General features: G+C 67.1%; 26 protein-coding genes. 16 read left to right on the plus strand and 10 right to left on the minus strand.

The genetic code is table 11. The features are described from left to right. Window positions 1-19: 19 nt before the first annotated feature. The 3 genes from IMX13_RS08080 to IMX13_RS08090 form a co-directional block, all read right to left on the minus strand. Entirely contained in the window at window positions 20-1,870 is a 1,851-nt protein-coding gene (locus IMX13_RS08080) for an ABC transporter ATP-binding protein (protein WP_193396154.1), read from the minus strand. Between the two features lie 118 nt (window positions 1,871-1,988). Beyond that, on the minus strand, window positions 1,989-2,438 hold the full coding sequence (locus IMX13_RS08085; protein WP_193396155.1) for a carboxymuconolactone decarboxylase family protein: 450 nt from the start codon (window positions 2,436-2,438) through the stop codon (window positions 1,989-1,991). Window positions 2,439-2,474: 36 nt separating this feature from the next. Next, the gene (locus IMX13_RS08090; protein WP_193396156.1) at window positions 2,475-3,371 is read right to left on the minus strand and encodes an RNA polymerase sigma-70 factor; all 897 of its coding nucleotides are present in this window, start codon (window positions 3,369-3,371) and stop codon (window positions 2,475-2,477) included. Between the two features lie 158 nt (window positions 3,372-3,529). Here IMX13_RS08090 and IMX13_RS08095 point away from each other — a divergent pair, with 158 nt between their 5' ends. From IMX13_RS08095 to IMX13_RS08105, 3 genes are all read left to right on the plus strand, one after another. Next, entirely contained in the window at window positions 3,530-5,047 is a 1,518-nt protein-coding gene (locus IMX13_RS08095; RefSeq protein ID WP_065181962.1) for a fumarate hydratase, read from the plus strand. A 108-nt stretch (window positions 5,048-5,155) separates the two neighbouring features. Next, a complete protein-coding gene (locus IMX13_RS08100; RefSeq protein WP_065181994.1) occupies window positions 5,156-5,497 on the plus strand; it encodes a hypothetical protein in 342 nt (113 codons plus the stop codon). 57 nt (window positions 5,498-5,554) lie between these two features. Further along, window positions 5,555-6,190, plus strand: coding sequence for a glutathione S-transferase family protein (locus IMX13_RS08105; RefSeq protein ID WP_065181963.1), 636 nt, complete (start codon window positions 5,555-5,557; stop codon window positions 6,188-6,190). A 66-nt stretch (window positions 6,191-6,256) separates the two neighbouring features. On the opposite strand, the gene arsC is transcribed toward IMX13_RS08105, so the two are convergent. The 3 genes from arsC to IMX13_RS08120 all read right to left on the minus strand — a co-directional run bounded on the left by arsC (window position 6,257) and on the right by IMX13_RS08120 (window position 8,358). Continuing rightward, window positions 6,257-6,598, minus strand: a complete 342-nt coding sequence (gene arsC, locus IMX13_RS08110) for an arsenate reductase (glutaredoxin) (RefSeq protein WP_111187118.1) — start codon at window positions 6,596-6,598, stop codon at window positions 6,257-6,259. Then, window positions 6,598-7,752 (minus strand): phospholipase A, encoded by a 1,155-nt coding sequence (locus tag IMX13_RS08115; RefSeq protein WP_193396157.1) that lies wholly within the window; start codon window positions 7,750-7,752, stop codon window positions 6,598-6,600. Before IMX13_RS08115 ends, arsC begins: the two co-directional genes overlap by 1 nt. A 120-nt stretch (window positions 7,753-7,872) precedes the next feature. After that, a complete protein-coding gene (locus IMX13_RS08120; protein ID WP_193396158.1) occupies window positions 7,873-8,358 on the minus strand; it encodes a DUF456 domain-containing protein in 486 nt (161 codons plus the stop codon). A gap of 236 nt (window positions 8,359-8,594) precedes the next feature. On the opposite strand from IMX13_RS08120, the gene IMX13_RS08125 reads away from it, so the two are divergent. Then, window positions 8,595-8,804 (plus strand): cold-shock protein, encoded by a 210-nt coding sequence (locus IMX13_RS08125; RefSeq protein ID WP_053516923.1) that lies wholly within the window; start codon window positions 8,595-8,597, stop codon window positions 8,802-8,804. A 72-nt stretch (window positions 8,805-8,876) separates the two neighbouring features. Here IMX13_RS08125 and IMX13_RS08130 read toward each other — a convergent pair whose 3' ends face one another. Continuing rightward, the gene (locus IMX13_RS08130; RefSeq protein WP_053516924.1) at window positions 8,877-9,371 is read right to left on the minus strand and encodes a glycine zipper 2TM domain-containing protein; all 495 of its coding nucleotides are present in this window, start codon (window positions 9,369-9,371) and stop codon (window positions 8,877-8,879) included. Between the two features lie 136 nt (window positions 9,372-9,507). Continuing rightward, window positions 9,508-9,942, minus strand: coding sequence for a hypothetical protein (locus IMX13_RS08135; RefSeq protein ID WP_065175471.1), 435 nt, complete (start codon window positions 9,940-9,942; stop codon window positions 9,508-9,510). A 79-nt stretch (window positions 9,943-10,021) separates the two neighbouring features. Here IMX13_RS08135 and IMX13_RS08140 point away from each other — a divergent pair, with 79 nt between their 5' ends. Then, the gene (locus IMX13_RS08140; protein WP_193396159.1) at window positions 10,022-10,837 is read left to right on the plus strand and encodes a tRNA threonylcarbamoyladenosine dehydratase; all 816 of its coding nucleotides are present in this window, start codon (window positions 10,022-10,024) and stop codon (window positions 10,835-10,837) included. 35 nt (window positions 10,838-10,872) lie between these two features. Here the strand turns inward: IMX13_RS08140 and IMX13_RS08145 are convergent, their stop codons facing one another. Together IMX13_RS08145 and IMX13_RS08150 are read right to left on the minus strand one after the other, a co-directional pair. Further along, window positions 10,873-11,646 carry a TatD family hydrolase gene (locus IMX13_RS08145; protein ID WP_193396171.1) on the minus strand — a complete coding sequence of 258 codons (774 nt, stop codon included), beginning with the start codon at window positions 11,644-11,646 and terminating at the stop codon, window positions 10,873-10,875. Next, on the minus strand, window positions 11,643-11,858 hold the full coding sequence (locus IMX13_RS08150) for a DUF6116 family protein (RefSeq protein WP_053515346.1): 216 nt from the start codon (window positions 11,856-11,858) through the stop codon (window positions 11,643-11,645). Before IMX13_RS08150 ends, IMX13_RS08145 begins: the two co-directional genes overlap by 4 nt. A gap of 162 nt (window positions 11,859-12,020) precedes the next feature. Between IMX13_RS08150 and IMX13_RS08155 the strand changes: the two genes are divergently transcribed. The 11 genes from IMX13_RS08155 to IMX13_RS08205 all read left to right on the plus strand — a co-directional run bounded on the left by IMX13_RS08155 (window position 12,021) and on the right by IMX13_RS08205 (window position 25,655). Further along, complete coding sequence (locus tag IMX13_RS08155; RefSeq protein ID WP_053515348.1) at window positions 12,021-12,863, plus strand: glycine zipper 2TM domain-containing protein; 843 nt, start codon at window positions 12,021-12,023, stop codon at window positions 12,861-12,863. 109 nt (window positions 12,864-12,972) lie between these two features. Continuing rightward, window positions 12,973-13,515, plus strand: a complete 543-nt coding sequence (locus IMX13_RS08160; protein ID WP_193396160.1) for a GNAT family N-acetyltransferase — start codon at window positions 12,973-12,975, stop codon at window positions 13,513-13,515. A gap of 127 nt (window positions 13,516-13,642) precedes the next feature. Then, entirely contained in the window at window positions 13,643-14,302 is a 660-nt protein-coding gene (locus IMX13_RS08165) for a glutathione S-transferase family protein (protein ID WP_053515351.1), read from the plus strand. Between the two features lie 88 nt (window positions 14,303-14,390). Continuing rightward, window positions 14,391-16,670 carry a thiamine pyrophosphate-dependent enzyme gene (locus IMX13_RS08170; protein WP_193396161.1) on the plus strand — a complete coding sequence of 760 codons (2,280 nt, stop codon included), beginning with the start codon at window positions 14,391-14,393 and terminating at the stop codon, window positions 16,668-16,670. Between the two features lie 3 nt (window positions 16,671-16,673). After that, window positions 16,674-18,614: an asparagine synthase (glutamine-hydrolyzing) gene (gene asnB, locus IMX13_RS08175; protein ID WP_193396162.1), complete on the plus strand. Its 1,941-nt coding sequence runs from the start codon at window positions 16,674-16,676 to the stop codon at window positions 18,612-18,614. Between the two features lie 65 nt (window positions 18,615-18,679). Continuing rightward, the gene (locus IMX13_RS08180; protein ID WP_053515357.1) at window positions 18,680-19,240 is read left to right on the plus strand and encodes an NAD(P)H-dependent oxidoreductase; all 561 of its coding nucleotides are present in this window, start codon (window positions 18,680-18,682) and stop codon (window positions 19,238-19,240) included. A 348-nt stretch (window positions 19,241-19,588) separates the two neighbouring features. Further along, complete coding sequence (locus IMX13_RS08185; RefSeq protein ID WP_053515359.1) at window positions 19,589-21,013, plus strand: replicative DNA helicase; 1,425 nt, start codon at window positions 19,589-19,591, stop codon at window positions 21,011-21,013. A 215-nt stretch (window positions 21,014-21,228) separates the two neighbouring features. Then, a complete protein-coding gene (locus IMX13_RS08190; RefSeq protein ID WP_128987947.1) occupies window positions 21,229-23,472 on the plus strand; it encodes a TonB-dependent receptor in 2,244 nt (747 codons plus the stop codon). Further along, complete coding sequence (locus IMX13_RS08195) at window positions 23,472-25,061, plus strand: alkaline phosphatase D family protein (protein ID WP_193396163.1); 1,590 nt, start codon at window positions 23,472-23,474, stop codon at window positions 25,059-25,061. The genes IMX13_RS08190 and IMX13_RS08195 overlap by 1 nt, the downstream gene beginning before the upstream one ends. A 118-nt stretch (window positions 25,062-25,179) precedes the next feature. Further along, window positions 25,180-25,398 (plus strand): hypothetical protein, encoded by a 219-nt coding sequence (locus tag IMX13_RS08200; RefSeq protein ID WP_053515365.1) that lies wholly within the window; start codon window positions 25,180-25,182, stop codon window positions 25,396-25,398. Then, window positions 25,398-25,655 carry a hypothetical protein gene (locus IMX13_RS08205; RefSeq protein WP_065175461.1) on the plus strand — a complete coding sequence of 86 codons (258 nt, stop codon included), beginning with the start codon at window positions 25,398-25,400 and terminating at the stop codon, window positions 25,653-25,655. The genes IMX13_RS08200 and IMX13_RS08205 overlap by 1 nt, the downstream gene beginning before the upstream one ends. Window positions 25,656-25,722 lie beyond the last annotated feature (67 nt).

Consider the following 25,722-nt stretch of genomic DNA (forward strand, 5'->3'; position numbering starts at 1 on the left):
GGCGGAACGAGAGGCGTTCTCAGCGGTAGCCGGCGGCCTGCAGCTCGAACAGCTCGGCGTAGCGGCCGCCCTGGGCCATCAGCTGCTCGTGGGTGCCGCTGGCCTCGATCCGGCCATCGGCCAGCACCAGGATGCGGTCGGCCATGCGCACCGACGAGAAGCGATGGGAGATGAGTACGGCAGTGCGATTGTCCGCCAGTTCCCTGAACCGCTGGAATACCTCGAACTCGCTGCGCGCATCCAGCGCTGCGGTCGGCTCGTCCAGGATCATCACCTGCGCATTGCGCATCCACGCGCGGGCGATGGCGATCTTCTGCCACTGCCCGCCGGAGAGGTCCACGCCCTCCTTGAAGCGACGCCCGATCAGCTGGTCGTAGCCGCGTGGCAGCGACTCGATCACTTCCTGGGCCATGCCCCGGCGCGCGGCATCGGCAACCCGTCCCCGGTCCGCCATCGCCTCGACCTGGCCAACGCCGATGTTCTCCCCGGCGCTCAGGTTGTAGCGCACGAAGTCCTGGAAGATCACCCCGAGATTGGCGCGCAGGTCATCCAGGTCATAGTCGCGCAGGTCCCGGCCGTCGAGCAGGATGCGCCCCTCGTCAGGCTCGTACAGCCGTGCCAGCAGTTTGACCAGCGTGGTCTTGCCGGCACCGTTCTCGCCGACCAGTGCCAGCACTTCGCCGGCATGCAGCTGGAAATCGAGGTGGCGGACGGCCCATTGCTCGGCATCGGGATAGCGGAAGCCGACGTTCTCGAACACGAAGCCCTGGCGGATGGGCTGCGGCACGGCTGCGGCGCCCTCGCGCGAATGGATCTCCGGCTGGATCTGGAAAAACGAGAACAGATCGTCCAGGTACAGGGCCTGGCTGGCCACCTGCGAGAAGCCGATCAGCAGGCCCTCCAGCAGCTGGCGCAGGCGCAGGAAGCTGCCGGCGAGGAAGGTCAGGTCGCCGATCGAGAAATCGCCGCGCACCGTGCGCCAGGCGATGTAGGCGTAGGCGGTGTAATAACCCAGCGTGCCCAGCGCGGCCAGCAGGGTGCCCCACAAGGCACGGCGCCGGGCCAACGCCCGGTTGGCCTTGAACAGCGCCACCGACAGGCTCCTGTAACGCTCCACCAGGAAGCGGTGCAGGTTGTAGATCTTCACTTCCTTGGCCGTCTCCACGCTGGCGCCGAGCTGGCGCAGGTAGTCGAGCTGGCGGCGCTCGGGCGTCCATTGGAAATTCAGGCTGTAGCCGGCGGCGTTGAAGTGCGATTCGCCGATGAAGGCAGGCACCAGGGCCAGCGCCAGCAGCAGGATCAGCCACGGCGCGTAGACCAGCAGGCCCACCGCCAGGCTGACCACCGTGATGGCGTCCTGCACCTGGCCGAACAGCTGGCTCATCAGGTTCATCCGGCCCATCGTCTGGCGTCGTGCGCGGTCCAGCTTGTCCTGCAGGTCCGGATCCTCGAAGTCCTCCAGATCCAGCGTTGCGGCGTGCTCCATCAGCCGGATGCTGGTGGCGTTGGCGAACAGCTCCGACAGCAGGGCATCGGCGTAGGCCACCATCCGGCCCAGCAGGTCGGAGACGATGGCCAGGCCCAGCTCCAGGGCCAGCAACCCGAGCAGCGGATTGAGCAGGCCGCTGGCCAGGGCCTCGCCCAGCGGCGGAAAGCCGGCGTCGTGCCGGCTCAGCTGCAGCGCGCTGTCGATGATCAGCTTGCCCACATACAGCATGGCGACAGGCAGCAGGGCACGGATCAGGCGCAGCCCCAGGCTGACCAGGGTCAGTGCGGGGCTGGTCTTCCACACCAGCCGCAGGAACGGTGGCACGTTGCGCATCGCATTGAAGCGCTGGCGCAGGCTGGGTTTCTTTTCGACTGAAGGCATGTCGCCATTGTGCGCGCCGGAGCCGTGGCGAAGGCATGAATGCGACGCCCGCAGGGAGCGCGCGTCAGCGCGCCACCGGTGCGGAGCCGCGCTGCGCGAGGCCCCGCACTCTTGTGGATCAGGGCAGCGGCGGCAGCAGGCCGGCGCCGAGGCGGTTCCAGGCGTTGATCACCGCGATGCCCATGCTCAGGTCGCTGATGCCCTTCTCATCGAAGTGCGGTGCCAGCGCATCGAACGCTGCCTGCGATGGCGCGGCGTCGGTGAGCCGGGTCAGGGCCTCGGCCCAGCCCAGCGCAGCGCGCTCACGCGCATCGAAGAAGCGGCTTTCGTGCCAGGCGGGCAGGGTGTCCAGCTTGCGCGGCTCGATGCCACTCTTGCGCAGCGCCGTCCCGTGCATGTCCATGCAGTAGCCGCAGCCGTTGAGCTGCGACACGCGCAGGAACATCAGTTCCATCAGGGTCGGATCGATCGAACTGTCATGCACTGCCTGGCTGGTATCGAGCAGGCCCTTGAAAGCCTTGGCGGCCAAGCGGGTATAGGGAACGCGGGGTGAGGCGGGGTTGGACATCGTGGGCTCCACGGCGGCCCCGATGGCCGCCTTCCCTTACCAGGACGCCGCCGCGTCTGCGTGCGTGACAACCGCGGGCAGTTTTTGCGGATTGAGCACGCTGTACAGGCGCGCGATGCGGCCATCGATCACCTCGATGGTGGTGACCGAATGCAGGCGATCGCCGTCGAAGCCCAGGATCGCCGGCTCGCCGTTGACGTAGCCCAGCCGGGCCGGGTGCGTGCCGCCGCGGCGGGCAATGGCCCAGAACAGGCGGCCGATGCGTTCGGCACCCTGCAGCGGGCGCACCGCTGCGGTGACCACGCCGCCTCCATCGGAGACCATCAGCGCGTTGGCATGCAGCAGGGCCTGGATCGCCTCGCTGTCGCCACGCTGCGACGCATCCATGAATCGTGCCAGCAACTGCCGGTGCTGGCCGGCGTCGGCATTGAAGCGCGGCCGGCCGGCCTGCAGCCGCTGCCGGGCCCGGTGCACCAGTTGCCGGCAGTTGGCCTCGCTGTGGCCGATCAGGTCGGCGATCTCGCGATAGTCGTGGTCGAACGCTTCCTTCAGCAGGAACGCGGCGCGTTCCTCCGGGCCGAGCTGTTCAAGCAGGGTCAGGAAGGCCACCGATACATCATCGGCCAGGGCATGCAACTGGGCCGGGCCGGGCGCCGGGTCCGGCTCCAGGGTGACCGCCATCGGTTCAGCCAGCCACGGGCCCACGTAATGCGCGCGCTCGCGCTTGGCCGCACGCAGACGGTCCAGTCCCAGGCGCGTGGTGGTGGTGACCAGCCATGCCTCGGCATCGCGGACGCTGGCCGGGTCGGCGCCGGACCAGCGCAGCCAGGCGTCCTGGACGACGTCCTCGGCGTCGGCGCGGCTGCCCAGCAGGCGGTAGGCGAGGGCCATCAGGCGCGGACGGTGGGTCTGGAAGGCGGTTTCGGCGTTCATGCGGGCAAGGACGCCGCAGCGGGCGGGGGCGTGACAAGGGCTTGGGGTCAGATCCCTTTCCCCGGGAAAGGGTTCTGACCCCACAGACTCTACCCGCAGCCGGGGAGGGGGTAAAATGGGCGGATTACCCCCGCCAGCCTCGAGCAAGCGAGCAAGCCGTGACATCGATCAAGCAGGAAGACCTCATCCAGTCCATCGCCGACGCGCTGCAGTACATCTCGTACTACCACCCGGTCGACTACATCAAGAATCTCGCCGCTGCCTACGAGCGCGAGGAGTCGCCGGCCGCGAAGGAGGCGATGGCCCAGATCCTGATCAATTCGCGGATGTGCGCCGAAGGCCATCGTCCGATCTGCCAGGACACCGGCATCGTCACCGTGTTCCTGGAAATCGGCATGGATGTGCGCTGGGACGACGCCACCATGGGCGTGGAAGACATGGCCAATGAAGGCGTGCGCCGCGCCTATCTGCATCCGGACAACAAGCTGCGTGCTTCGGTGCTGGCGGATCCGGCCGGCAAGCGCATCAACACGAAGGACAACACCCCGGGCGTGGTCAACGTCAAGGTCGTGCCGGGCAACAAGGTGGATGTGATCGTGGCCGCAAAGGGCGGCGGTTCGGAAGCCAAGACCAAGTTCGCCATGCTCAATCCGTCCGACTCCATCGTCGACTGGGTGCTCAAGACCGTGCCGACCATGGGGGCCGGCTGGTGCCCGCCGGGCATGCTGGGCATCGGCATCGGCGGCACCGCGGAGAAGGCCATGCTGCTGGCCAAGGAAGCGCTGATGGAGCCGATCGACATCACCGAGCTGCAGGCCCGTGGAGCGTCCAACCGGATCGAAGAGCTGCGCCTGGAGCTGTACGAGAAGGTCAATGCGCTGGGCATCGGCGCCCAGGGCCTGGGTGGCCTGACCACGGTGCTGGACATCAAGATCAACGATTACCCGACCCACGCGGCCAACCTGCCGGTGGCGATGATCCCGAACTGCGCCGCGACCCGCCACGCGCACTTCACCCTGGATGGCAGCGGTCCGGTGATGCTGGATCCGCCGTCGCTGGAGGACTGGCCGAAGCTGACCTACGACGCCTCCAAGGGCACCCGGGTGGACCTGGATACGATCACCCCGGAGGAGGTGGCCAGCTGGAAGCCGGGCCAGACGCTTCTGCTCAACGGCAAGCTGCTGACCGGCCGCGACGCCGCGCACAAGCGCATGGTTGACATGCTCAACAAGGGCGAGGAACTGCCGGTCGATCTGAAGGGACGCTTCATCTACTACGTCGGCCCGGTCGATCCGGTGCGCGATGAAGTGGTCGGTCCGGCCGGGCCGACCACGGCAACGCGCATGGACAAGTTCACCCGCCAGGTGCTGGAACAGACCGGTCTGCTGGGCATGGTCGGCAAGGCCGAGCGCGGCCCGGCTGCGATCGAGGCGATCCGTGACAACAAGTCGGCGTACCTGATGGCGGTCGGTGGCTCGGCCTACCTGGTGTCCAAGGCGATCAAGGCGGCCAAGGTGGTCGGGTTCGCCGATCTCGGCATGGAAGCGATCTACGAGTTCACCGTGCAGGACATGCCGGTGACAGTGGCGGTCGACTCCACCGGCGAATCGGTGCACAAGACCGGCCCGCGCGAATGGCAGGCCCGCATCGGCAAGATTCCGGTGGTGGTGGAGTAAGCGCGGCACACGCTAGGTGGCAAACGGCGCCTGTTGGCGCCGTTTGTCGTTTAACGAGCCGGCACGGAACATCTGCTAGTTTCCATGCGACTCGAACCGGGAACGTTCATGCCGCTGTTACGGAACTTCGCGCTTGCCGGGCTGTTCGCACTGGTCGGCTGCAGCAGCACCTCCTCCTCGTATGAAGGAGCGGATTTCAGCGCATCGGCGCAATGCCGCATGCAGTGCCAGGCCAGCCATCGCAGCTGCATGGCGCAGGCGGACAGCCTGGGCAGTCGGCAGAGCAGCTGCGAACAGCAGATGGCTCCGGCTGCCGACAAGCGCTGCAAGGACATCGCCAATGCCGATCTGCGCCGCTCGTGCGAACTGAAGGCGCATGACTGCACGCTGCGGCAGCCGATGATGAGCTGCGGCGAACGTCGCGACACCTGCATGAGCAGCTGCGGTTGAGCAGTGGCCGCCGGGCGGGCGCATAATTGCTGGCTCTACCCGCAACGGATCCCGCGCATGAGCACCACCCTGTATGGTTCGTCGAGTACCGCTTCGCTGGTCGTGCACTGGCTGCTGATCGAACTGGGCATCGAGCACGAACTGGTGCTGCTGGATTTCGACAGGCGCGAGCACAAGGCGGCGGACTACCTGGCGTTGAATCCGGCCGGGAGGGTGCCGACCCTGAGGATCGATGGCCTGCTGTTGACCGAGGCAGCGGCCATCGCGCTGTACCTGGCCGACCGCCATCCCGAAGCGGGGTTGCTGCCGGCCGTGGGCACGCCCGCGCGGGGCGAGGCCTATCGCTGGATGTTCTGGTGCGCCAACACCCTGCAGCCTGCCTATCGTGCATGGTTCTATCCGCACGAAGCGGCGGGCGAGGCCTGCGTGGAGGCAACGCGTGCGATGGCCCGGCAGCAGCTGGAGGCGGCCTGGCAGCATGTGGCGGCGCACCTGCAGGCGCACGGGCCTTACCTGCTGGGCGACGCGCCCAGCGTGGTCGATTTCATGCTGGTGATGCTGATGCGCTGGTCGCGCAACATGCCCCGGCCCACTGACACCTGGCCGGTGCTGAAGGCGCACGCAACCGCGCTTAAAGCGCGCCCCGCCTTCGCGGAAGTCTATCGACGCGAAGGCATCAGCGACTGGCGGTGATCGCCGGCGTTGAGCCGAGCGCGTGCCGCCGGGCATGGCCCGGCGCTGCCGGGTGGTGCGTCCGGGCTACAGGATCTCCAGCACCGTTTCCGGCGGGCGGCACAGGCGCGTGCCCTTGGCCGTGCGCACCACGGGCCGGTTGATCAGGCGCGGGTGCGTCGCCATCGCCGCCAGCAGGGTCGCCTCATCGGCCCCGGCCAGCGCCAAACCGGCAAACTCCGGTTCCTTGCTGCGCACCAGGTCGGCGGCGGCCAGCCCGGATTCGGCAAGCAGCTGGCGCAGGGTCGCCACGTCGGGCGGTGCCTGCAGGTACTCGATCACCTCCGGCTCGATGCCGGCGTCGCGGATGAGCTTCAGTGCGCCGCGCGAATTGCTGCACGCCGGGTTGTGCCAGATCGTCACGCCCATCAGAACCATTCCAGCAGCGACACGCCCACGCCCACGTAGGTGGCCTTGTGGTTGTAGTCGATCAGGCTTTCGCCGTATCCGTCGAAGACCTGGATGTGGCCGCGCAGCAGGTTGCTGATCGGGAAACCGTAGTCGAGCTGCAGGGCGCCATGCGAACGGTCGCCGGTACGCAGCGAATGGCGCGCCATCAGGGACACTTCGTGGCCATTGCGGTTCCAGATCAGGGTCGCGTCGCCGCGGCCCATGTAATCCTCGATGTCCGGGTTGTTGTCATCGCTGCGCGTTTCGGGAATGCGGTACCAGGGCCGCAGCACCAGCGCCCAGTTCTCGCGGTCCAGCCCGACGTTGAGCATCACCCGGTTCCAGCTGCGCGAAAGGGGATCGGCGCGGCCGTTGGACTGATGGTTGAGGCTGATGCCGGTCATGCGTCCGCGCCAGCCACCAATGGAGTAGCCGTTGCGGAACACCATCATCACTTCCGGCTCGTAATTGGTCTCGCGGAACGGGCGCGAATTCTCGGCGTTGTAGGCCTGCCAGCGCGAGCTCTGGGTATAGCCGGCCCAGATGTCGCCGTTGTCGCCGAACAGATTCTCGGCGATCTTGGTCTTGAAGCTGATCTGGAACTTCAGCTCGGCACTGTCCAGCGCCTGCGGCTCGGTCACGCTGTTGGCCGGATTCGGCGACTGCGGCATCTGGTTCTTGTCGCTGGTCCAGAACGCCGGCAGCAGGTACACCGGCTTGTAGGCCCGCAGCTGGAACGGTCCCAGCTTCGAGTCTTCCGCCAGTTCCCAGCGGCTGTCCAGCAGGGAACCGCGGCCTGCATTGGCCAGGGCGCTGTCGTCGGGGGCGGGGCGCAGCACATCGCCGACCCGCGCCCGCAGGTTCTCTTCGCCCTGGCTCAGGCGGGCGGCGCGACGCTGTTCGCGCAGCGCCTGCGCGGCCTGCTGCGCGGCGGCATCGGCTTCGGCAGTGGCCGGAGCGTTACGGCCGAACAGGCGGTCGTAGCACGACAGTCGGGCGGCGTCGGTTTCAATGGCCGCGCAACCGGCCGGCGTGGTGGTCGTGGCAGGCGCGATTTCCTGCGCGGCCAGCGGCCCGCTGGCCAGGGCAAGCGCCAACGGCGCCAGACGGGGGAACAACGGCGGGAGGGTCATTGCAGCAGGCCCTTCGGGATGACTACGGGAAGACGCACAGTGTGGCGGCTGCCCGCAGCAACGGCCAGCCCCATGGAGTTATGCCCGGCGCAGGTGTGCGCGTGGCGTGAAGATCGTTCGTTACAGGAACCAGGCGAACGCGAACAGGCCCAGCATCGCGATGACCATCGCCAGTTTCAGCGCCAGGCCCAGCAGGATGCCCAGCCAGGTGGCGAGTCCAACCTTGGTCGAGCGGCCCAGCTCGCGCGTGTGCCAGTACTCGCCCAGCAGAGCGCCGATCAGCGGGCCGGCGAACAGGCCGATGGGCATGAAGAACAGACCGGCGATGCTGCCGATGAAGGTGCCCCACAGCGCCTTGCGGCTGGCCCCGACACGCTGGGCCCCGACCACCGTGGCCAGCACATCGGCCAGCAGTGAAAGCAGGGTCAGCACGCCCAGTACCAGCAGGGTCGGCCAGCCGACATGGGTGAAGCCGTCGGCCCACGCCGCCAGCAGCAGGCCGACGAACACCAGCGGGATGCCTGGAAGTGCCGGCAGGACGATGCCGGCTATACCAACCAGGACAAAAATGACCGCTAGCAGATACAAGATGAATGAGAGGCCCATGCTGTCCCGTATGGTTGTCTTTTTGGGGTTGACAGTGAAAGATTTTGCCAGTTGCTTTTTCGTTTTGGCCGGGTTAAGTTGCAGTCGCTGAGCTTGGCAAGGTCACCGTGGATCGTGGCCTGATGAAGCAAGATCTTCCCGATCCGCTGCATCGATGCACCTCGCTTCCCCCTTGCTTGTCAGCCGCCCACAAGGCGTTTCCAACAACAAGAGAGAGTCATCAGGGAGTTAGTGAGATGTCCGAACGCGAGAACGGTACTGTCAAGTGGTTCAACGATGCAAAGGGCTTCGGCTTCATCAGCCGTGAAAACGGCGAAGACGTGTTCGTGCACTTCCGCGCCATCCAGACCCAGGGCTTCAAGAGCCTGAAGGAAGGCCAGAAGGTCACCTTCACCGTCGTGCAGGGCCAGAAGGGCCTGCAGGCCGACGCCGTGCAGCCGATCTGACCGGTCTGCAGCCGTCACATGAAAAAGGCCCGCGCAAGCGGGCCTTTTTCTTTGTCCGGGGCCGGCAGCGGATCAGCGCAGGATCACCCGGCCGTTGACCACGCGAACGTAGGTGTTTTCGCGGATGCCGCCCAGATCACGCTGGTTGACGACGATGGTGCGTCCGTCATCCATGCGCACGCTGATGTCATACGTATCGCTGGTCACGTTCTTCTGGATCTGGTTGCCGGCCAGCGCGCCACCCACGGCACCCGCCGCTGCGGCGATGTTCTTGTTGCCGCGGCTGCCGCCGGTGTGGTCGGAGATCTCATGGCCGGCAACCGCACCCACAATGCCGCCGAGGATCGCGCCGGTCGCGCTGGGCGCAGTGCGGCCGGACTGCACGGTGTTGATGCGGGTGACGATGCCGCAGTCGGCGCAACGGCCCTGGTTGTAGCCGGAGTTGTTGCCGTAGCCGCCGTTGTTGTACCCATTGTTGTAGCCGCCGCCGCCGTAACCCGGCGAGGTGGCGCAGCCGGCCAGGGCGAGGGTGGCGATGGCACTGGCGGCGATGAGCTGGATCTTCATGGGGCGTCTCCTGGCCGTGAAGGCGGATGTGTTGGGTGGTACTGCGTCATGCAGCAGGGTGCGCGAATCGTCTCCTTTCCAACGTGAACAAGACGCCAATCAACGCCGCCATGACCGGCTGCGGGATGAACGCTGTTCAACGGAAATCCTGATGGCAGGCGCGGCAGTCCGCCTGCAGCGTCTGCACCACCTGGGCCAGCGCGGTGCAGTCTGCCGGTGGCGTCGCCAGGGCGGCATTGAGGCCGGCGCGGTACTGGCTGGCATGCTGCTGGAACTGCGCGCTGTCCTTCAGGCCGGGGAAGGCCAGGTCCAGGTCGTTGGAGAGCAGGCGCAGCGTCTGCAGGCGCGGCACGCTGTCGGCCAGGCTGCAGCGGTTCTGCTGTTGAGCCTGCTGCAGCAACTGGGATTGCCGCTGCATCACCTGCATCAGGCTGTCCGGGAAGGGGTCACGGCGGGCCTGCAGGGCGCGGCCGACCATCACCGTGGCGATCAGGCCGATCAGCAGACCCAGCGCGAGCACGAACAGGTAGCGATAGGCGGAAGACGGCGGGCGAGGGGGGCTGGCGTTCATGGCGGGCTCTCCGGGTGTGCAACGGTAGGTTCGACCCGGCGTGCTGTGGACGCCGGCCGCTGCACGTTAAAATAGACCGATGAACGAACAGGTCAAACAACGCTTCGCCGGCATCGAACGGCTGTATGGCGTGGGTGCGCTCGAGCGCCTGCAGGGCAGCCGCGTAGCGGTGGTCGGCATGGGCGGGGTCGGCTCGTGGGTGGTCGAGGCGCTGGCGCGCTCGGCGGTCGGCCATCTCACCCTGATCGATGCGGACGACATCTGCGTGTCCAACACCAACCGGCAGCTGCCGGCGCTGGAGGGCAATTACGGGCGCAACAAGGCCGAAGCCATGGCCGAGCGCTGCCGGGCGATCAACCCGGAACTCGATGTCGACGCGGTGCAGGCGTTCCTGACCACCGCCAACATGGCGGAACTGCTGGATCGTCGCTTCGATCTGGTGATCGATGCCTGCGACAGCTTCCGGGTCAAGGTGGAGACCATCGCCTGGTGCCGCCGCCGCAAGCTGCCACTGCTGACGGTCGGCGCCGCGGGTGGCCGCACCGATCCGACCCTGGTACGCATCCGCGATGTCTCGCGCACCGAGCACGACGCGATGCTGGCGCTGATCCGCAAGAAGCTGCGCAGCGAGTTCAACTTCCCCAAGAACGCCAAGCGTTACTTCGGCGTGCCGGCGGTGTACTCGCTGGAAAATGTGAAGTATCCGCAGGCCGATGGCAGTGTCTGCGGCCTCCGTCCCAACCTGGGGGCGGACGCTGCGCTCAAGCTTGATTGCGGCGCAGGGCTGGGGGCGGCCACCCATATCACCGGTGCCTTCGCCTTTGCCGCCGTCGGCAAGGCGCTGGAAATGCTGCTGGAGCCGAAGAGGGTCAAGTCCGAATCCGTTGAGGCTTGACCGGTAGCGCCGGGCCATGCCCGGCGAAACGGCGATCAGGCGGCCGGCAGCGCGAACAGCCGCCGCGCGTTGTCGGTCGTGGTCCTCGCTACCGTCTCCAGGTCGGTCTGCCGCAACGCCGCGACGTGGCGCGCGATGATCGAGAGGCGTGCCGGCTCATTGCGCTGCCCACGGATGGCCGCGTCGGGCTGATCGGGCGCGTCCGTTTCCAGCAGCAGCTGCTCCAGCGGCATCTCCCGGACCAGCCGTTGCAGGCGCTGTGCCCGTTCGTAGGTCAGGGGGCCGCCCAGACCCAGCAGGAAGCCCTGCCGATGCAGCTGTGCCGCCTGCTCCGGGCTGCCGGAGAAACTGTGCACCACGCCGCGCAGGCCACCGATGCGGCGGATCGCTGCGATCACCGTATCTACGGCCCGACGCGCATGCACGATCACCGGCAGGTCGAAGTCGCGCGCCAAGCGCAGCTGGCCGGTGAAATAGGTCTGCTGCGCCTCCGCATCCAGGCCTTCCACGAAATAATCCAGGCCGCATTCGCCGATCGCCCGCGGACGCTCACGCTCGATCCATTCCCGCAGCAGCGGAAGGTGCCCGGCGCGATGCTCGGCAAGAAACATCGGATGCAGCCCGTACGCGGGGTACAGGCCGGGTGCCTGCTGGCAGACCTCGCGCAGCTTCGGCCAGCTGGCGGCGGTGACGGCCGGCACGACCTGGAACTGCACCCCGGCCGCGCGCGCGCGCTCGATCACGGCGGCACGGTCGGGGTCGAACTCGCCTGCATCGAGATGGCAATGGCTGTCGACCAGCACGCTCAGCGCTGCTCCAGCGGTGGCGGCGTGCGGGTGCCGCGGCTCTTCCAGTTGGCCAGCAGCAGTGTGCCCAGGCCCAGCACCAGCTCATCGACGAAGGGAAGCGGATCGGGAATGAACAGGGTCAGCGCGAACAGCCCTGCCGTGAGCTTGAACAGCGTGGGGTAGCGCAGCCGGCGCGCCCATTGCAGTACCGGCAGCAGCATCGGGTTGGCCATGGCGGGATCCTCCTGGTGAATATGCAAACGCTACCACGGGCCCAGCATTTCCCGATGCTGAATGGGTTACGGCGACGAGCAGGAAATGTGGAGATTCCGTTCAGGGAGGCCGTGCTGCAATCTGTGCCGAGAACGTTGCGGACGGTCCGCAAGGAGCAGGTCATGAAAAGCACAACTACAACTGTCCTGGTCGCAGCGGGCGCGCTGCTGGTGGGTGGTATCGCCACGGCCGCCTTCATGAAGAGCGGCAACCCGTCGCCGGATTCCATCAGCGCCGGCGCCCCCAACGGCGAATCGCGCCTGGCCGATGGCAGCGGCACCGACGATGGTGCGCGTGGCAACCAGCTCGATGCCACCGCGCCGCGCGGCCTGGAGTATGCCGATGTGCTGAAGGTCGACCCGATCACCGAAAAGCAGAAGGCGTACGCCACGGTCATCGGCACCGACGCGGTGCGCGAGACCTCCACCACACAGACGCCGCACGAGGTCTGCCAGGATGTGGTCGTGCAGGAACGCCTGCCCGAGCGTGATGGCAACGTCGGTGGCACCGTCGCCGGCGCGGTGATCGGTGGCCTGCTGGGTAATCAGGTTGGCGGCGGCAATGGCAGGAAGGCGGCGACCGCAGCCGGTGCCGTGGCCGGCGGCCTGATCGGCAACCAGGTGGACAAGCGCCACGTCGGTGGCCGTGTGGTCAACCGCACCGAGCGCCAGTGCCACACCGAGACCGCCACCTCCGAGTCGAGCCGTGTCACCGGCTACAACGTCACCTATCGCAACGAGGACGGCACCACCGGCACCATGCGCATGGCCAGCAAGCCCGGCAACCGCATCGCCATGGGCACCAACGACGTGGTCAAGGGTTACAACGTGACCTACCGCTATGATGGTGCCGAGAAGACCGTGCGCATGGACAACAAGCCAGCCAGCGATCGCCTGCCGGTGGTCGATGGCCAGCTGGTCACGCAGACAGCGGCAGCCGGCGCCACGGCACCGACCCGCCAGTAATCCTGCCGCTGCAGCGGACAGGCGACAGGCCGGCTTCTGCCGGCCTGTATGTTTTTGTGGCCGGGTGACATTTGCAATGATGGCGCTCCGTCATCGCCCTGGAGTCGGCATGAGCATCTTCGACCTGCGCCTGGAAACCGAGCGCCTGATCCTGCGCCCACCGCATCGCGAGGATTTCGAGCCCTATCTGGCGTTCTGCGCGGATGAAGAGGTGATGCGCACGCTGGGCGGAGTACAGCCACCGTCAGTGGCATGGCGTGGATTCTGCAGCCTGGCTGGCGCGTGGCAGTTGTTCGGCTTTTCGATGTTCAGCGTGATCGAGAAATCCAGTGGTGAGTGGATCGGTCGCATGGGGCCCTGGCAGCCACAGGACTGGCCGGGCACCGAGGTCGGCTGGAGCATCCGGCGTGCCAGCTGGGGCAAGGGCTACGCGCCGGAGGCGGCGACCGCTGCGATCGACTGGGCATTCAACGCACTCGGGTGGGAGGAGGTGATCCATACCATTGCCGAGGACAACGAGAATTCCCGTGTCGTGGCCCGCAAGCTGGGCAGTACCCTGCTGCGCATGGGCGAGCTGCCGCCGCCGTACCAGGGCAAACCGATGCAGATCTGGGGGCAGTCGCGCCAGCAGTGGCAGCAGCGCGTGCGCTGAGGGGCCCGACGGGCTGCATCCAGCGGCGGGCTGCGCGATGGGCATGCTGCACCCGCGCTTGGCATCGGCGGGCGCGCTTGCCAGACTGCGCGCAACCGGTCGTTGGCCGGGTCTCCTGGAGCAGGCAATGGTGGAAGAACGCGTTCCGTTGACGGTGCATGGCATGTCCGTTTCAGGCAATTGCCACAAGGTGCGCATGCTGCTGGAACACCTCGGCAGCCGCTATCGCTGGGTGGAGGTGGACAGCGCCCATGGCCAGACCCACACGCCGGAGTTCCTGGCATTGAATCCCAATGCGAAGGTGCCGTTGATCGTGCGCGAGGACGGCCGCGTGTTGACCGAATCGAACGCGATCCTGTTCTGGCTGGCCGAGGGCACGCCCTACCTGCCCGGCGATGGCTGGGAGCGGGCGCAGGCGTTGAGCTGGATGTTCTTCGAGCAGTACACGCATGAACCCTGCGTGGCGGTGGCCCGTTTCATCCGTGGCTGGACGCCGGCCGACTCCCCGCGGCGCGCCGAACTGCCGCGCCTGCAGGAGCGCGCCAGCACCGCACTGGCGGTGATGGAACAGCACCTGCGGCAGTCGCCCTGGTTCACCGGCCGCAGTTATGGCATCGCCGATATCGCGCTGTTTGCCTACACCGACGTTGCCAGCGATGGTGGCATCCGCCTTGATCCGTTCCCGCAGGTGCAGGCCTGGCTGCAGCGGGTCCGGGCACAGCCGCGGTTCGTGCCGATGCCGGCCGTGGGCGCGGAGGTGCTGGCGCGATTCAACGCGGTGGCCTGATTCCGGGGGGAGCGTCGGGCAGGCCGGCTGCGAGGAAGCCGGGCGGGCCCCGCGCCACGCTACGCAACAACGACACGGAGGGTGTTCGATGTTCGCTGTGGTTCCAGATCCCATTCCCGCGCGCATGCGCGGGCTCAACCGCGCCGAAGTGTGCGACGTCAATTTCCTGGAGGCGGTGCGCGGCTGGCGGGGCACGCCACGGCCACGGCCCGCGCCGCACGCGCCGATCCTGCCAGGCAGCACGCTCAGCGCGGCGGCCTTTGCCGACCTGTTCGATTCGCAGCTGGCCAGCCGCCAGCTGGACCTGATGGCACGCGTGCTGCGCGTGCAGAACAAGGTCTTCTACACCATCGGCTCGTCCGGACACGAGGGCAATGCGCTGTTGGCGCGGGCCTGCCTGCACACCGATCCTGCGTTCCTGCACTACCGCTCCGGCGCCTTCATGGCCGAGCGCGCGCGGCAGGTGCCGGGCATGGATCCAGTGCGCGACGCGGCACTGTCGTTCGCCGCCAGCGCCGACGATCCTGCCAGCGGAGGCCGGCACAAGGTGTGGGGCAGCCGGCCGTTGTGGGTGTTGCCACAGACCTCGACGATCGCCTCGCACCTGCCCAAGGCGCTGGGCACTGCGTTGGCCATCGAGAGCGGCAAGCGCCTGGGCCAGCCGTTGCCGATTCCGGCCGACAGCATCGTGGTCTGTTCCTTCGGCGACGCCTCGGCCAATCACGCCACCGCACAGACGGCGTTCAACACCGCCATGTGGTCGGCCTACCAGAAACTGCCGGCGCCCATCCTGTTCGTCTGCGAGGACAATGGCCTGGGCATTTCGGTGAAAACACCAGAAGGATGGATCGCCGAGCGCTTTGGCGGCCAGCCGGGACTGGACTACTTCTTCGCTGACGGGCTGGATCTGGCCAGCGGCCATGCGCAGGTGCAGGCCGCGGTCGAGCATTGCCGGACAACCCGCAGGCCGACCTTCCTGCACCTGCGTACCACGCGGCTGATGGGGCATGCCGGTACCGATTTCGAGGTGGAGTGGCGCGCGTTGCCGGAGTTGTGTGCGGCGGAGGCGCAGGATCCGCTGCTGCGCTCGGCGCAGATCGCGATGGAGTCGGGCTGGATGGATGCCGCGGCCGTCGAGGCGGCCTATGAAGCGATGCGTGTGCGCTGCATGGCGGCCGCCGCCGACGCCGAGCGCCAGCCGAAGCTGCAGTCCCTTGAGCAGGTGATGGCACCGCTGGCGCCCTATACACCTGCAGCGGTGCACGCCGAGGCCCGGCGCGCGGTCGCGGACGAGGCGCGACTGTCGCTGTATGGCGGCGCCGACGCATTGCCGGAGCGACAACCGCCGCGTCATCTGGCCATCCAGATCAATCACGGACTGCAGGAACTGCTGTGCAAGTATCCGCAAAGCCTGTTGTTCGGCGAGGATGTGGCGCAGAAGGGAGGCGTGTACACCTTGACCCGCGACCTGCTGCGTCGTTTCGGCCCGCGTCGGGTGTTCAACACGCTGCTGGACGAGACCATGATCCTGGGCATGGCGCAGGGGCTGGCCAACATGGGCATGCTGCCGATCCCCGAGATCCAGTACCTGGCCTACCTGCACAATGCCATCGACCAGATACGTGGCGAGGCGTGTTCGCTGCAGTTCTTCTCCAATGACCAGTTCCGCAACCCGATGCTGGTGCGGGTGGCAGGGCTGGGCTACCAGAAGGGATTCGGTGGCCATTTCCACAACGACAATTCGATCACCGCCCTGCGCGACATTCCCGGCCTGGTGGTGGGCTGTCCCTCGCGTGGCGACGATGCCGTGATGATGCTGCGCACGTTGGCGGCGCTGGCCCGGGTGGATGGCCGCGTGGCGGTGTTCCTGGAGCCGATCGCGCTGTACATGAGCAAGGACCTGCACGAGCCGGGTGACGGCCAGTGGCTGTTCGACTACCCGCAACAGGGCCAGGCGCTGCTGCCGGGAGAGGGCCGGGTGTATGCCCCCGAGGCGCAGGATCTGGTGATCTACACCTATGGCAATGGCGTGCCGATGGCGCTGCGTGCCGCGCGGGTGATCGACCAGCAGCTCGGGTGGCAGGTGAGGGTGGTCGATCTGCGCTGGCTGGTGCCGCTGGACGGCGGATTCATTGCCACCCAGGCGGCCACGGCGCGGCGCGTGCTGGTGCTGGACGAGGGGCGTCACAGCGGTGGCGTGGGCGAGGGGGTGGTCACGGCCCTGGTCGAGGCCGGCTTCGGTCACCTGCCGCTGCGTCGGGTCTGCGGCGCCGATACCTATACGCCGCTGGCGGGGGCAGCAATGTTCGGCCTTCCAAGCGACAATGCGGTGATTGGCGCCGCCCTCGACCTGGCGCAGGAACCCTGATGCATGTGTGGATTGGCGGGAATGCTGTTGCCGGCACCGATGGTGCCGGCCGAGGAACTGCAGGCACAGGCCCTGGCCATGGGCCAGGCGCTGCACCATCGCGGGCCGGATGATGGTGGCACCTGGGTCGATGCCGCTGCCGGGATCGCACTGGCGCACCGCCGGCTGAGCATCCTCGATCTGTCCCCGCTGGGCCACCAGCCGATGGCATCGTCCGACGGCCGCTATGTGATGGCCTACAACGGCGAGGTCTACAACTTCGCGGCCCTGCGCGCCGAACTGGAGCCGCTGGGCCATGCGTTCCGTGGCCACTCCGATACCGAGGTGCTGCTGGCTGCGATCCTGCAGTGGGGCCTGGAAGACACCCTGCAGCGCTGCAACGGCATGTTCGCCATCGCTCTGTGGGACCGCAGCGAGCAGTGCCTCTGGCTGGCCCGCGACCGGGTCGGCAAGAAGCCGCTGTACTACGGCTGGGCCGGTGACGCGCTGGTGTTCGGTTCCGAGCTGAAGGCACTGTGGCAGCATCCAGCGTTCGACAACGATATCGATCGGGATGCGTTGACGCTGCTGTTGCGGCTGGATTACATCCCGGCGCCGCACAGCATCCATCAGCGCTGCTACAAGCTGATGCCCGGCCGGGTGCTGCGGGTGGATGCGGCGATGGTTGCCGCCGGAGCCGGCGCGCACCGGCCGGAGCAGGCGCAGCGTCCGTACTGGGACGCGCGTGCGCGCATGCAGGCCGCACTGGCCGCACCCTTCCAGGGCCGCATCGAGGAGGCCGAGGAGCAGCTTGATGCCCTGCTGCGCGACGCCGTGGCGTTGCGCATGGTCGCGGACGTGCCCGTCGGCGTGTTCCTGTCCGGGGGGACCGATTCGTCGCTGGTGGCGGCGCTGATGCAGGCGCAGAGCAGGCAGCCGGTGCACAGCTTCAGCATCGGCTTCCAGGATTCAAGCCACGATGAGGCACCGCTGGCCAGGGAACTGGCCGCGCATCTGGGCTGCGACCACACCGAGCTCTACGTCAGCGGGGCCGACGCACTGGCGGTGGTGCCGCAGTTGCCGACGATGTTCGACGAGCCTTTTGCCGATGCCTCGCAGGTGCCGACCGCGCTGGTGGCCCGGCTGGCAAGGCAGGGGGTGACCGTGGCCTTGTCCGGCGATGGTGGCGATGAGCTGTTCTTCGGCTACACCCGCTACGTGCGCGCGCTGCGCAACTGGCAGATGCTGGGTCGCGTGCCGGGCCCGCTGCGGCGCTGGATGGGTGCCCGCGCGCAGCAGCAGGGCGAGGCATCGCGCACGGGAGGCCTGGCGGCGCTGCTGGCCGAAACCGGCGCCCGCGGCATCGGCGATGTATACCGCAACCGCATTTCGCGCTGGCGTGACCCGGCGGCGGTGGTGCCCGGTGCGCAGCCGGCTGGCAGCTTCTATGACCTGGCCGATCCGCTGCACGGCGCGGGCACGCCGGCAGACGCGATGATGCTGGCCGATTTCGTGACCTACCTGCCTGATGACCTGCTGTGCAAGGTCGACCGCACTTCGATGGCGGTCAGCTTGGAGGCGCGTGCGCCGTTGCTGGACTGGCGGGTGGCCGAGTTCGCCTGGTCGCTGCCGCTGGGCTTCAAGCGCAGTGAAACGACCAGCAAGGTCCTGCTCAAGCGCGTGCTGGGCCGATACGTCCCGCACGCGATGGTGCACCGGCCCAAGCGTGGTTTCGGTGCGCCTGTCAGCGACTGGCTGAAGGGCGACCTGCGGCCGTGGGCCGACGATCTGCTGCAGCCTTCGCGGCTGGAACGCGAAGGCGTGCTGTCGGCGGCCGCGGTGCAGCCGCTGTGGCAGCAGTTCCTTGGCGGCCAGCGCAAGTGGCACACGCATCTGTGGAACGTGCTGATGTTCCAGGCATGGCAGGCCCACTGGCGCCAGGTCCGGGCCAGCATCAGCGGCTGACCTTCACTGCCTGGAAAGGGGACGGTGAATAGGATGGGTTTCCCGCACCATGAGGAGTCCGTCCGATGTCCGTTCCCACCATCGCCGTGTTCGTCGGAAGCCTGCGCCGGGAGTCATGCAACCGCCGGCTGGCCCATGCACTTGAAAAGCTTGCCGGCGACCGGGCCCGGTTCCAGTACGTGCAGATCCGCGACCTTCCCCTGTATGACCAGGATTTCGACGCCGATTACCCGCCATCGTGTGTCCGCCTGAAGGAGCAGGTGCGTGCCGCCGACGCCGTGCTGTTCGTGACACCCGAATACAACCGTTCGGTGCCGGGCGTGCTGAAGAACGCCATCGACATCGGCTCGCGCCCCTATGGCGACAGCGCATTCGCAGGCAAGCCGGCTGCGGTGATCGGTGCGTCCATCGGCCAGATCGGCACCGCGGTGGCCCAGCAGCACCTGCGCAACAGCCTGGCCTTCCTCGACATGCATGTGCTCGGCCAGCCGGAGGCGTTCATTCATTTCAAGGACGGCCTGATCGACGCCGACGGTACGATCCACAACGACGCCACGCGGGAATTCCTGCAGGGGTATGTGGACCGGTTCCTGGCGCTGATCGCGGTGCACGTGAAGGGCGATTGAGACGTATGGGGTCAGAGCCCTCTGCGTTGCAGAGGGATCCGACCCCAGCCACATCCGGGGTCGGATCCCGGCGCGCAGCGGCGGGCTCTGACCCCACTTGCAGCTGAGCGGGCCAGAGCCCGTACGCTGCACGGAATCCGATCCTGGCCGGCTGATCTGCGATAATGACGCACTCGGGCGTCGCACGGGCGCCCGTCGCAGGCAGTGCGACGCCTCCGCGCCATTCTGGCCAGGCTCCGGCGGATATCCCCCGTTCTTCCACGGCTTATCCACAGGCTTGTCCATGGCCGCCAGGGTCGGCGCATGCCTACACTCGTCTGGCCCCACTTTTGCAGGAAACACCGCCGCATGTCCGCCCGTCCCGGCTTCCGTTCCAACCGCAGAGACCGCGGTGATGGCTTCGAACGCGATGATTCGCGCATCGACCAGCTGCGGGTGCCACCGCATTCGGTGGAGGCCGAGCAGGCGGTGCTGGGTGGCCTGATGCTGGCACCCGAAGCGTTCGACCGGGTCAACGACCAGCTGACCGAGACCGACTTCTATCGCCGCGATCATCAGATGATCTACCGCGCGATCCGCGAGTTGTCCGAGCGTGACCGACCCTTCGATGCGGTGACGCTGGGCGAATGGTTCGAATCGCAGGGCAAGCTGGAGCTGGTAGGGGATGGCGCTTATCTGATCGAACTGGCCAGCACCACGCCGTCGGCGGCGAACATCGCGGCCTACGCCGAGATCGTACGTGACAAGGCGGTGCTGCGGCAGCTGATCCAGGTCGGTACCGACATCGTCAACGATGGTTTCCAGCCGGAAGGCCGCGACAGCAGCGAGCTGCTGGCGTCGGCGGAAAAGAGCGTGTTCGCCATTGCCGAGCAGGGCGCACGCGGGCGTACGGATTTCGTCGCCATGCCCGGCGCGCTGAAGGATGCCTTCGAGGAACTGCGCAACCGCTTCGAGAACGGCGGCAACATCACCGGCCTGCCAACCGGCTACAACGATTTCGACGCGATGACGGCCGGCCTGCAGCCGACCGACCTGATCATCCTGGCCGCGCGCCCGGCGATGGGCAAGACCACCTTCGCGCTGAACATCGCCGAGTATGCGGCGATCAAGTCGAAAAAGGGCGTGGCGGTGTTCTCGATGGAAATGTCCGCATCACAGCTGGCGATGCGACTGATCTCCTCCAATGGCCGGATCAACGCGCAGCGCCTGCGTACCGGCCAGCTGGAAGACGAGGACTGGAGCCGCGTCACCAGCGCGATCAAGATGCTGAAGGAAACCAAGATCTTCATCGACGACACGCCGGGCGTATCGCCGGAAGTGCTGCGCTCCAAGTGCCGCCGCCTCAAGCGCGAGCACGACCTGGGCCTGATCGTGATCGATTACCTGCAGCTGATGAGCGTGCCCGGCAACAGCGAGAACCGCGCGACAGAAATCTCGGAGATCTCGCGTTCGCTGAAGGGCCTGGCCAAGGAGCTGAACGTGCCGGTGATCGCACTTTCCCAGCTCAACCGCTCGCTGGAAACGCGTACCGACAAGCGCCCGGTGATGGCTGACCTGCGCGAATCGGGCGCCATCGAGCAGGACGCGGACATGATCGTGTTCATCTACCGCGACGACTACTACAACAAGGAAAACTCACCGGACAAGGGCCTGGCCGAAATCATCATCGGCAAGCACCGTGGCGGCCCGACCGGTTCGTGCAAACTGAAGTTCTTCGGCGAGTACACGCGTTTCGACAATCTGGCCCACGATTCGGTCGGTTCGTTCGAGTAGGGCTGCCGGCCGCGGGCCGGCGATCTTCTGTTCTGCAAGAGCCGGGCGCGTGCCGGCTCTTTGCGTTGGTGCGAGCGCAAGGCGCGTACCTTGCCGGGCGATGGTCACATGACGTGTAACTGACATGTAACTGGGCCTTCCTACCATGCCGCCGCTGTCCTCCCACTTCCGACGCCCGTCGCTGGCGTCCAGCGCGTCCAAGGAATCCGCCTCCCATGCCGTCCCACGCTCCGCTCCGCCGCAATCTGCTGGCTCTGCTGGTCTGTGCCTCGCTGCCGTCGCTGGCGGCCGCTGAAACCGCCCCCACCTCCGATGCACAGTCGGCGACCACCCTCGATTCAATCTCGGTGATCGGCCGCGGCGAAGCGCGCCAGGTGCAGCGTGTCACCGCCGAGGACATGAAGGTGCTGCCGCCGGGCGCGAATCCGCTCAAGCTGCTGGCCAGCAAGCCGGGCGTGCATTTCGAGTCGGGTGACGCCACCGGTGCCTACGAGTGGTCGACCAGCATCAGCCTGCGCGGCTTCAACCAGAACCGGCTTGGCTACACGCTGGACGGCATTCCGCTGGGCAACATGAGCTACGGCAACAGCAACGGCCTTCATGTCAGCCGCGCGGTCATCAGCGAGAACCTGGGCGGTGCGGAAGTCTCCACCGGCATCGGCGCGCTGGGGACGCCGTCCACCAGCAACCTGGGGGGCGTGTTCCAGTTCTATTCGATCGATCCTTCCACCGAGTACGGCGTGGTGCTGGCGCAGGGCTTCGGCAGCGACAACGCGCGGCGCAGCTATGCGCGCCTGGAGACCGGCGAGCACCAAGGGTTCGCCGCGTACCTGTCCGGCGTGTACTCCGAAGGCGACAAGTGGAAGGGGAAGGGCTCGCAGGAGCTCAAGCAGTTCAACGGCAAGGCGGTTTACAACTTCGGCGTGGACAGCAGGATCACCGCGCTGTTCAACGCATCACGCCGCGTCGAGGCGGACTACCAGGATCTGTCGCTGGAGATGATCGACCGCCTGGGCTGGAACTGGGACAACTACGCGCCGGACTGGGACCGCGCGCTGGCCGCGGCACGCGGGCAGTTCAGTGGCGGCGTCAACAGCCCCTGGGATGCGTACTACTCCGGTCATGGCCTGCGCAACGACGATATCTCCAGCGTCGCCGGCGACTTCGGCCTCAACGAAGCGATGCGCCTGAAGGTCAATGTCTACAATCACAGCAACCGCGGGCAGGGCCACTGGTTCAGTCCGTCCAATCCTTCCAATCCGGGCACCGCGCGCGAGATCCCGATCTCGATCCGCACCACCGAGTACGCGATCGACCGTACAGGCGTGACCTCCGCGTTCACCTGGAACGTCGGCGGGCACGAGCTGGAAGCCGGCCTGTGGTACGAGGACAACGGCCACAGCGTGCAGCGCAACTTCTACTACATCGATGGCCCGATCACCGATGACTTCTTCCTGCGCAATCCGGACCAGCGCGTGTGGCGCCAGCTCTACACCACCATCACCCGCCAGTTCTATGTGCAGGACCGCTTCCGCCTGTTCGACGACCGCCTGACGGTGGACATCGGCGCGAAGTCGCCGCACACCCGCACCCGCGTCCGCACGCCGCTGGGCAGCTATGCCAACAACAGCAGCCTGACCTCCAGCAAGGGACTGCTGCCGCAGGCCGGCTTCAACTTCAAGCTCAACGAAGGCAATGAAATCTTCGGTTCGTTCGCCAGGAACATCGCCGCCTATGCGCTGGGCGTGGGCAGTCCGTTCAACGTGCCGCAGCAGGCCTTCGATGCCAGTGCACGCAACCTCAAGCCGGAGCAGTCGCGCACGATCGAACTGGGCTGGCGCGGCTACGGGCAGGGGTATGAGGCGTCGGTCGCGGTGTACGACGTGAAGTTCGACAACCGCCTGCTTGCCATCGCCCAGTGCGTGGGCATCCTCGGCTGCCCTGCGTTGTTCTCCAACGTCGGTTCGGTGACCAGCCGCGGTGCCGAGGCGACCCTGCAGCTGAAGCCGGTGCAGGACGTGACCTGGTCCAACGCGCTGTCGTGGAACGACAGCACCTACGACGACGACTACGTCAACAACGGGGTGGTACCGACCCGCGGCAGGAAGACCGTGGATACGCCGGAATGGATGTTCGCCAGCACCCTGGCCTGGACGCCGGGCCCGTGGGACATGCGCCTGTCCGCCAACCATGTCGGCAAGCGTTACGTGACCTATACCAATGACCTGTCGGTTCCCAGTTACTGGCTGGTCAACGCCTCGGTGGCTTACGATTTCGGCTCCCTGGGGCCCGCGCAGAACCTGACAGTGGCAGTGAACCTGACCAACCTGGCGGACAAGCGTTACCTGTCTTCGATCAACACCAACGGCACCTATGCCGCAGATCCCACGCGCAGCCTGGCGACCATGCAGGTGGGGGCGCCGCGGCAGGTGATGGCGACGGCGACCGTGCGCTTCTGATGCAGCGGCCCTTGGATCCGGAGCACCGTCGCCGCCTGCTGCGCATGGCGTGGCAGGGCACGGGGGCGGCGATCGCACTGGCGGCGATGCCGGGGCTGGCCACGGCAGGCCCACGGCCACGTCTGGGCCGCGATCCGTTCACCCTCGGCGTCGCCGCTGGCGATCCGGATCCGCAGGGGGCGGTGCTGTGGACACGGCTCGCCCCCGATCCGCTCAACGGTGGTGGCATGCCGCCGCGGGCGGTGCCGGTGCGCTGGTTCGTGGCCGAAGATCCCGGCATGCGCCGTCCGGTGCAGCGTGGCGTCGCCGCAGCGGTGCCCGAGCTGGCGCATTCGGTGCACGTGGAGATCAATGGCCTTCGTCCCGGCCGTGACTATTACTACCGTTTTGCCTGCGACGCTGATGAGGAAAGCACGGTCGGCCACTTCCGCACCGCGCCGCTGCCGGACGCGCAGCTGCAGCAGCTGCGCTTGGCCCTGTGCACCTGCCAGGCCTGGAACAGCGGCTACTACCCGGTACTGCGTGATATCGCGCGGAACGATGTCGACCTGGTGCTGCATGCCGGCGACTATCTGTACGAGTACAGTCCACTGCAGAACGTACGCGGCCGCACACTGGATGCGGAGCGATTCAGCGGCGAGACCGTCAGTCTGCAGCGTTATCGCGACCAGTACGCGCTGTACAAGCTCGATCCGGACCTGCAGGCAGCGCACGCCGCGCACGCCTTTGCGGTGATCTGGGATGACCATGAGGTGCAGAACGACTATTCCGGCGTCCATCCTGAAAAGGACAGCGTGCCGGTGGAGGACTTCATCGTCCGGCGGGCCGCTGCCTATCGCGCCTTCTACGAGCACCTGCCCATGCGCAGCGCTCCGGCCGGCAATGGTGGCCTGCGGGTGCACCGGCGCCTGCGCTACGGCGACCTCGCGCAGCTGAGTCTGCTCGATTGCCGCCAGTTCCGTCCGGCCAACCCCTGCGGCGTGGGCGAGTCACCGCGCTGCGAGGCGGCACTGGACCCGCGCATGAGCATGCTCGGGTCCGGCCAGGAGGCGTGGTTCGCACAGTCGATGGCGGCCGCGCGGGGCACGCGCTGGAATGTGGTGGTGCAGCAGCTGCTGATGGCGCAGCTGCGGCTGGACGGCGGCACCCCGCGCGAGCGGTTCTGGAACGATGCCTGGGATGGGTATCCTGCCGCGCGCAACCGGTTGCTGCAGGCGCTGCAGGCAGGCGGGCAGGGCAATGCGATCGTGCTGGGAGGCGACTGGCATTCCACGTTCGTCAACGATCTGAAGCTGGACTTCGATGCGGCCGATGCTCCCGTGGTGGCCACCGAGTTCATCGCCCCCGCCATCAGCAGTGGCGGAGACGACACACCGTATGGCCCTTACTACGGACCGTCGATTCCCCTGAATCCGCACATCCGCTATTTCGACGGCGACCGCCGTGGCTGGTGGAGGCTGCAGCTCAACCGGCAGGCCGTGGATGCGGAACTGCGCTTGGCCGACAGCGTGCTGCGTACCGATGCCGCGGTGCGGACCGCCGCGCGTTTCCAGGTCGCCCACGGCCGCCCGGGGGCGGTGCAGGTATAGCGGCTGCGTTCCGGGTTTCGTCGCGCCCTGCCGGGTTTCGTCGCAAACCGTTTGCTCCCTCCGGGGCAGGGCGGCACTGTGGTCGCAGGCGGCAAGGGGCCGCTGCAAGGAGACCGTGATGAAGACCCTGTTCGCGCTGGGCGTGTGGTGCCTGCTGTTCGTGCTGTGCTGGCCGTTGGCGATCCTTGCCCTGATCGCCTGGCCGTTCGTGTGGCTGCTGAGCCTGCCGTTCCGCCTGGTCGGCATCACGTTCTCGGCGCTGTTCGCGTTCCTGCGCGCGCTGTTCATGCTGCCGGCACGCCTGCTGGGTGGCGGCCGCGGTCCGGTGGCTGCGTGATGACGCCGGCCATCGCGGTACTGGTATTGGCGCTCGCGGCGCCGGCCCCTGCCACGCCCGCGACACCACCGTCCGCCTGGCTGGAACGCCAGCAGACCGCCGCTGCCGACGAAGCGGATGCTGCGGCGGCCAAGCTCGCCAAGCCTGACAGGCCCAAGGAACGCTGCAGGGTGGTGAAGGAATGGAAGGTGGGTGAAACCGTGGTGCAGCATCGCATCTGTGACGATGCACCGGAGCCGCCTGCTGGAAAGGTGTAGCGCCGGGCCCATGCTCGGCTCCACATCAGAAGGCCAAACAAAAAAACCCCGCCGAGGCGGGGTTTTC

The organism is Stenotrophomonas sp. B2 (assembly GCF_014947095.1).
Taxonomy (GTDB): domain Bacteria; phylum Pseudomonadota; class Gammaproteobacteria; order Xanthomonadales; family Xanthomonadaceae; genus Stenotrophomonas; species Stenotrophomonas maltophilia_P.

Bases quoted from the DNA above. Each gene is read 5' to 3' on its own strand.
- IMX13_RS08085 (WP_193396155.1), bottom strand. From the start codon at position 2,438: ATGTCCAACCCCGCCTCACCCCGCGTTCCCTATACCCGCTTGGCCGCC.
- IMX13_RS08190 (WP_128987947.1), top strand. From the start codon at position 21,229: ATGCCGTCCCACGCTCCGCTCCGCCGCAATCTGCTGGCTCTGCTGGTC.
- IMX13_RS08195 (WP_193396163.1), top strand. From the start codon at position 23,472: ATGCAGCGGCCCTTGGATCCGGAGCACCGTCGCCGCCTGCTGCGCATG.
- IMX13_RS08165 (WP_053515351.1), top strand. From the start codon at position 13,643: ATGGTGGAAGAACGCGTTCCGTTGACGGTGCATGGCATGTCCGTTTCA.
- IMX13_RS08115 (WP_193396157.1), bottom strand. From the start codon at position 7,752: ATGACCCTCCCGCCGTTGTTCCCCCGTCTGGCGCCGTTGGCGCTTGCC.
- IMX13_RS08135 (WP_065175471.1), bottom strand. From the start codon at position 9,942: ATGAACGCCAGCCCCCCTCGCCCGCCGTCTTCCGCCTATCGCTACCTG.
- IMX13_RS08130 (WP_053516924.1), bottom strand. From the start codon at position 9,371: ATGAAGATCCAGCTCATCGCCGCCAGTGCCATCGCCACCCTCGCCCTG.
- IMX13_RS08090 (WP_193396156.1), bottom strand. From the start codon at position 3,371: ATGAACGCCGAAACCGCCTTCCAGACCCACCGTCCGCGCCTGATGGCC.
- IMX13_RS08180 (WP_053515357.1), top strand. From the start codon at position 18,680: ATGTCCGTTCCCACCATCGCCGTGTTCGTCGGAAGCCTGCGCCGGGAG.
- IMX13_RS08200 (WP_053515365.1), top strand. From the start codon at position 25,180: ATGAAGACCCTGTTCGCGCTGGGCGTGTGGTGCCTGCTGTTCGTGCTG.
- IMX13_RS08150 (WP_053515346.1), bottom strand. From the start codon at position 11,858: ATGGCCAACCCGATGCTGCTGCCGGTACTGCAATGGGCGCGCCGGCTG.
- IMX13_RS08105 (WP_065181963.1), top strand. From the start codon at position 5,555: ATGAGCACCACCCTGTATGGTTCGTCGAGTACCGCTTCGCTGGTCGTG.
- IMX13_RS08170 (WP_193396161.1), top strand. From the start codon at position 14,391: ATGTTCGCTGTGGTTCCAGATCCCATTCCCGCGCGCATGCGCGGGCTC.
- IMX13_RS08155 (WP_053515348.1), top strand. From the start codon at position 12,021: ATGAAAAGCACAACTACAACTGTCCTGGTCGCAGCGGGCGCGCTGCTG.
- IMX13_RS08185 (WP_053515359.1), top strand. From the start codon at position 19,589: ATGTCCGCCCGTCCCGGCTTCCGTTCCAACCGCAGAGACCGCGGTGAT.
- asnB (WP_193396162.1), top strand. From the start codon at position 16,674: ATGTGTGGATTGGCGGGAATGCTGTTGCCGGCACCGATGGTGCCGGCC.
- IMX13_RS08125 (WP_053516923.1), top strand. From the start codon at position 8,595: ATGTCCGAACGCGAGAACGGTACTGTCAAGTGGTTCAACGATGCAAAG.
- IMX13_RS08080 (WP_193396154.1), bottom strand. From the start codon at position 1,870: ATGCCTTCAGTCGAAAAGAAACCCAGCCTGCGCCAGCGCTTCAATGCG.
- IMX13_RS08140 (WP_193396159.1), top strand. From the start codon at position 10,022: ATGAACGAACAGGTCAAACAACGCTTCGCCGGCATCGAACGGCTGTAT.
- IMX13_RS08120 (WP_193396158.1), bottom strand. From the start codon at position 8,358: ATGGGCCTCTCATTCATCTTGTATCTGCTAGCGGTCATTTTTGTCCTG.
- IMX13_RS08100 (WP_065181994.1), top strand. From the start codon at position 5,156: ATGCCGCTGTTACGGAACTTCGCGCTTGCCGGGCTGTTCGCACTGGTC.
- IMX13_RS08205 (WP_065175461.1), top strand. From the start codon at position 25,398: ATGACGCCGGCCATCGCGGTACTGGTATTGGCGCTCGCGGCGCCGGCC.
- arsC (WP_111187118.1), bottom strand. From the start codon at position 6,598: ATGGGCGTGACGATCTGGCACAACCCGGCGTGCAGCAATTCGCGCGGC.
- IMX13_RS08160 (WP_193396160.1), top strand. From the start codon at position 12,973: ATGAGCATCTTCGACCTGCGCCTGGAAACCGAGCGCCTGATCCTGCGC.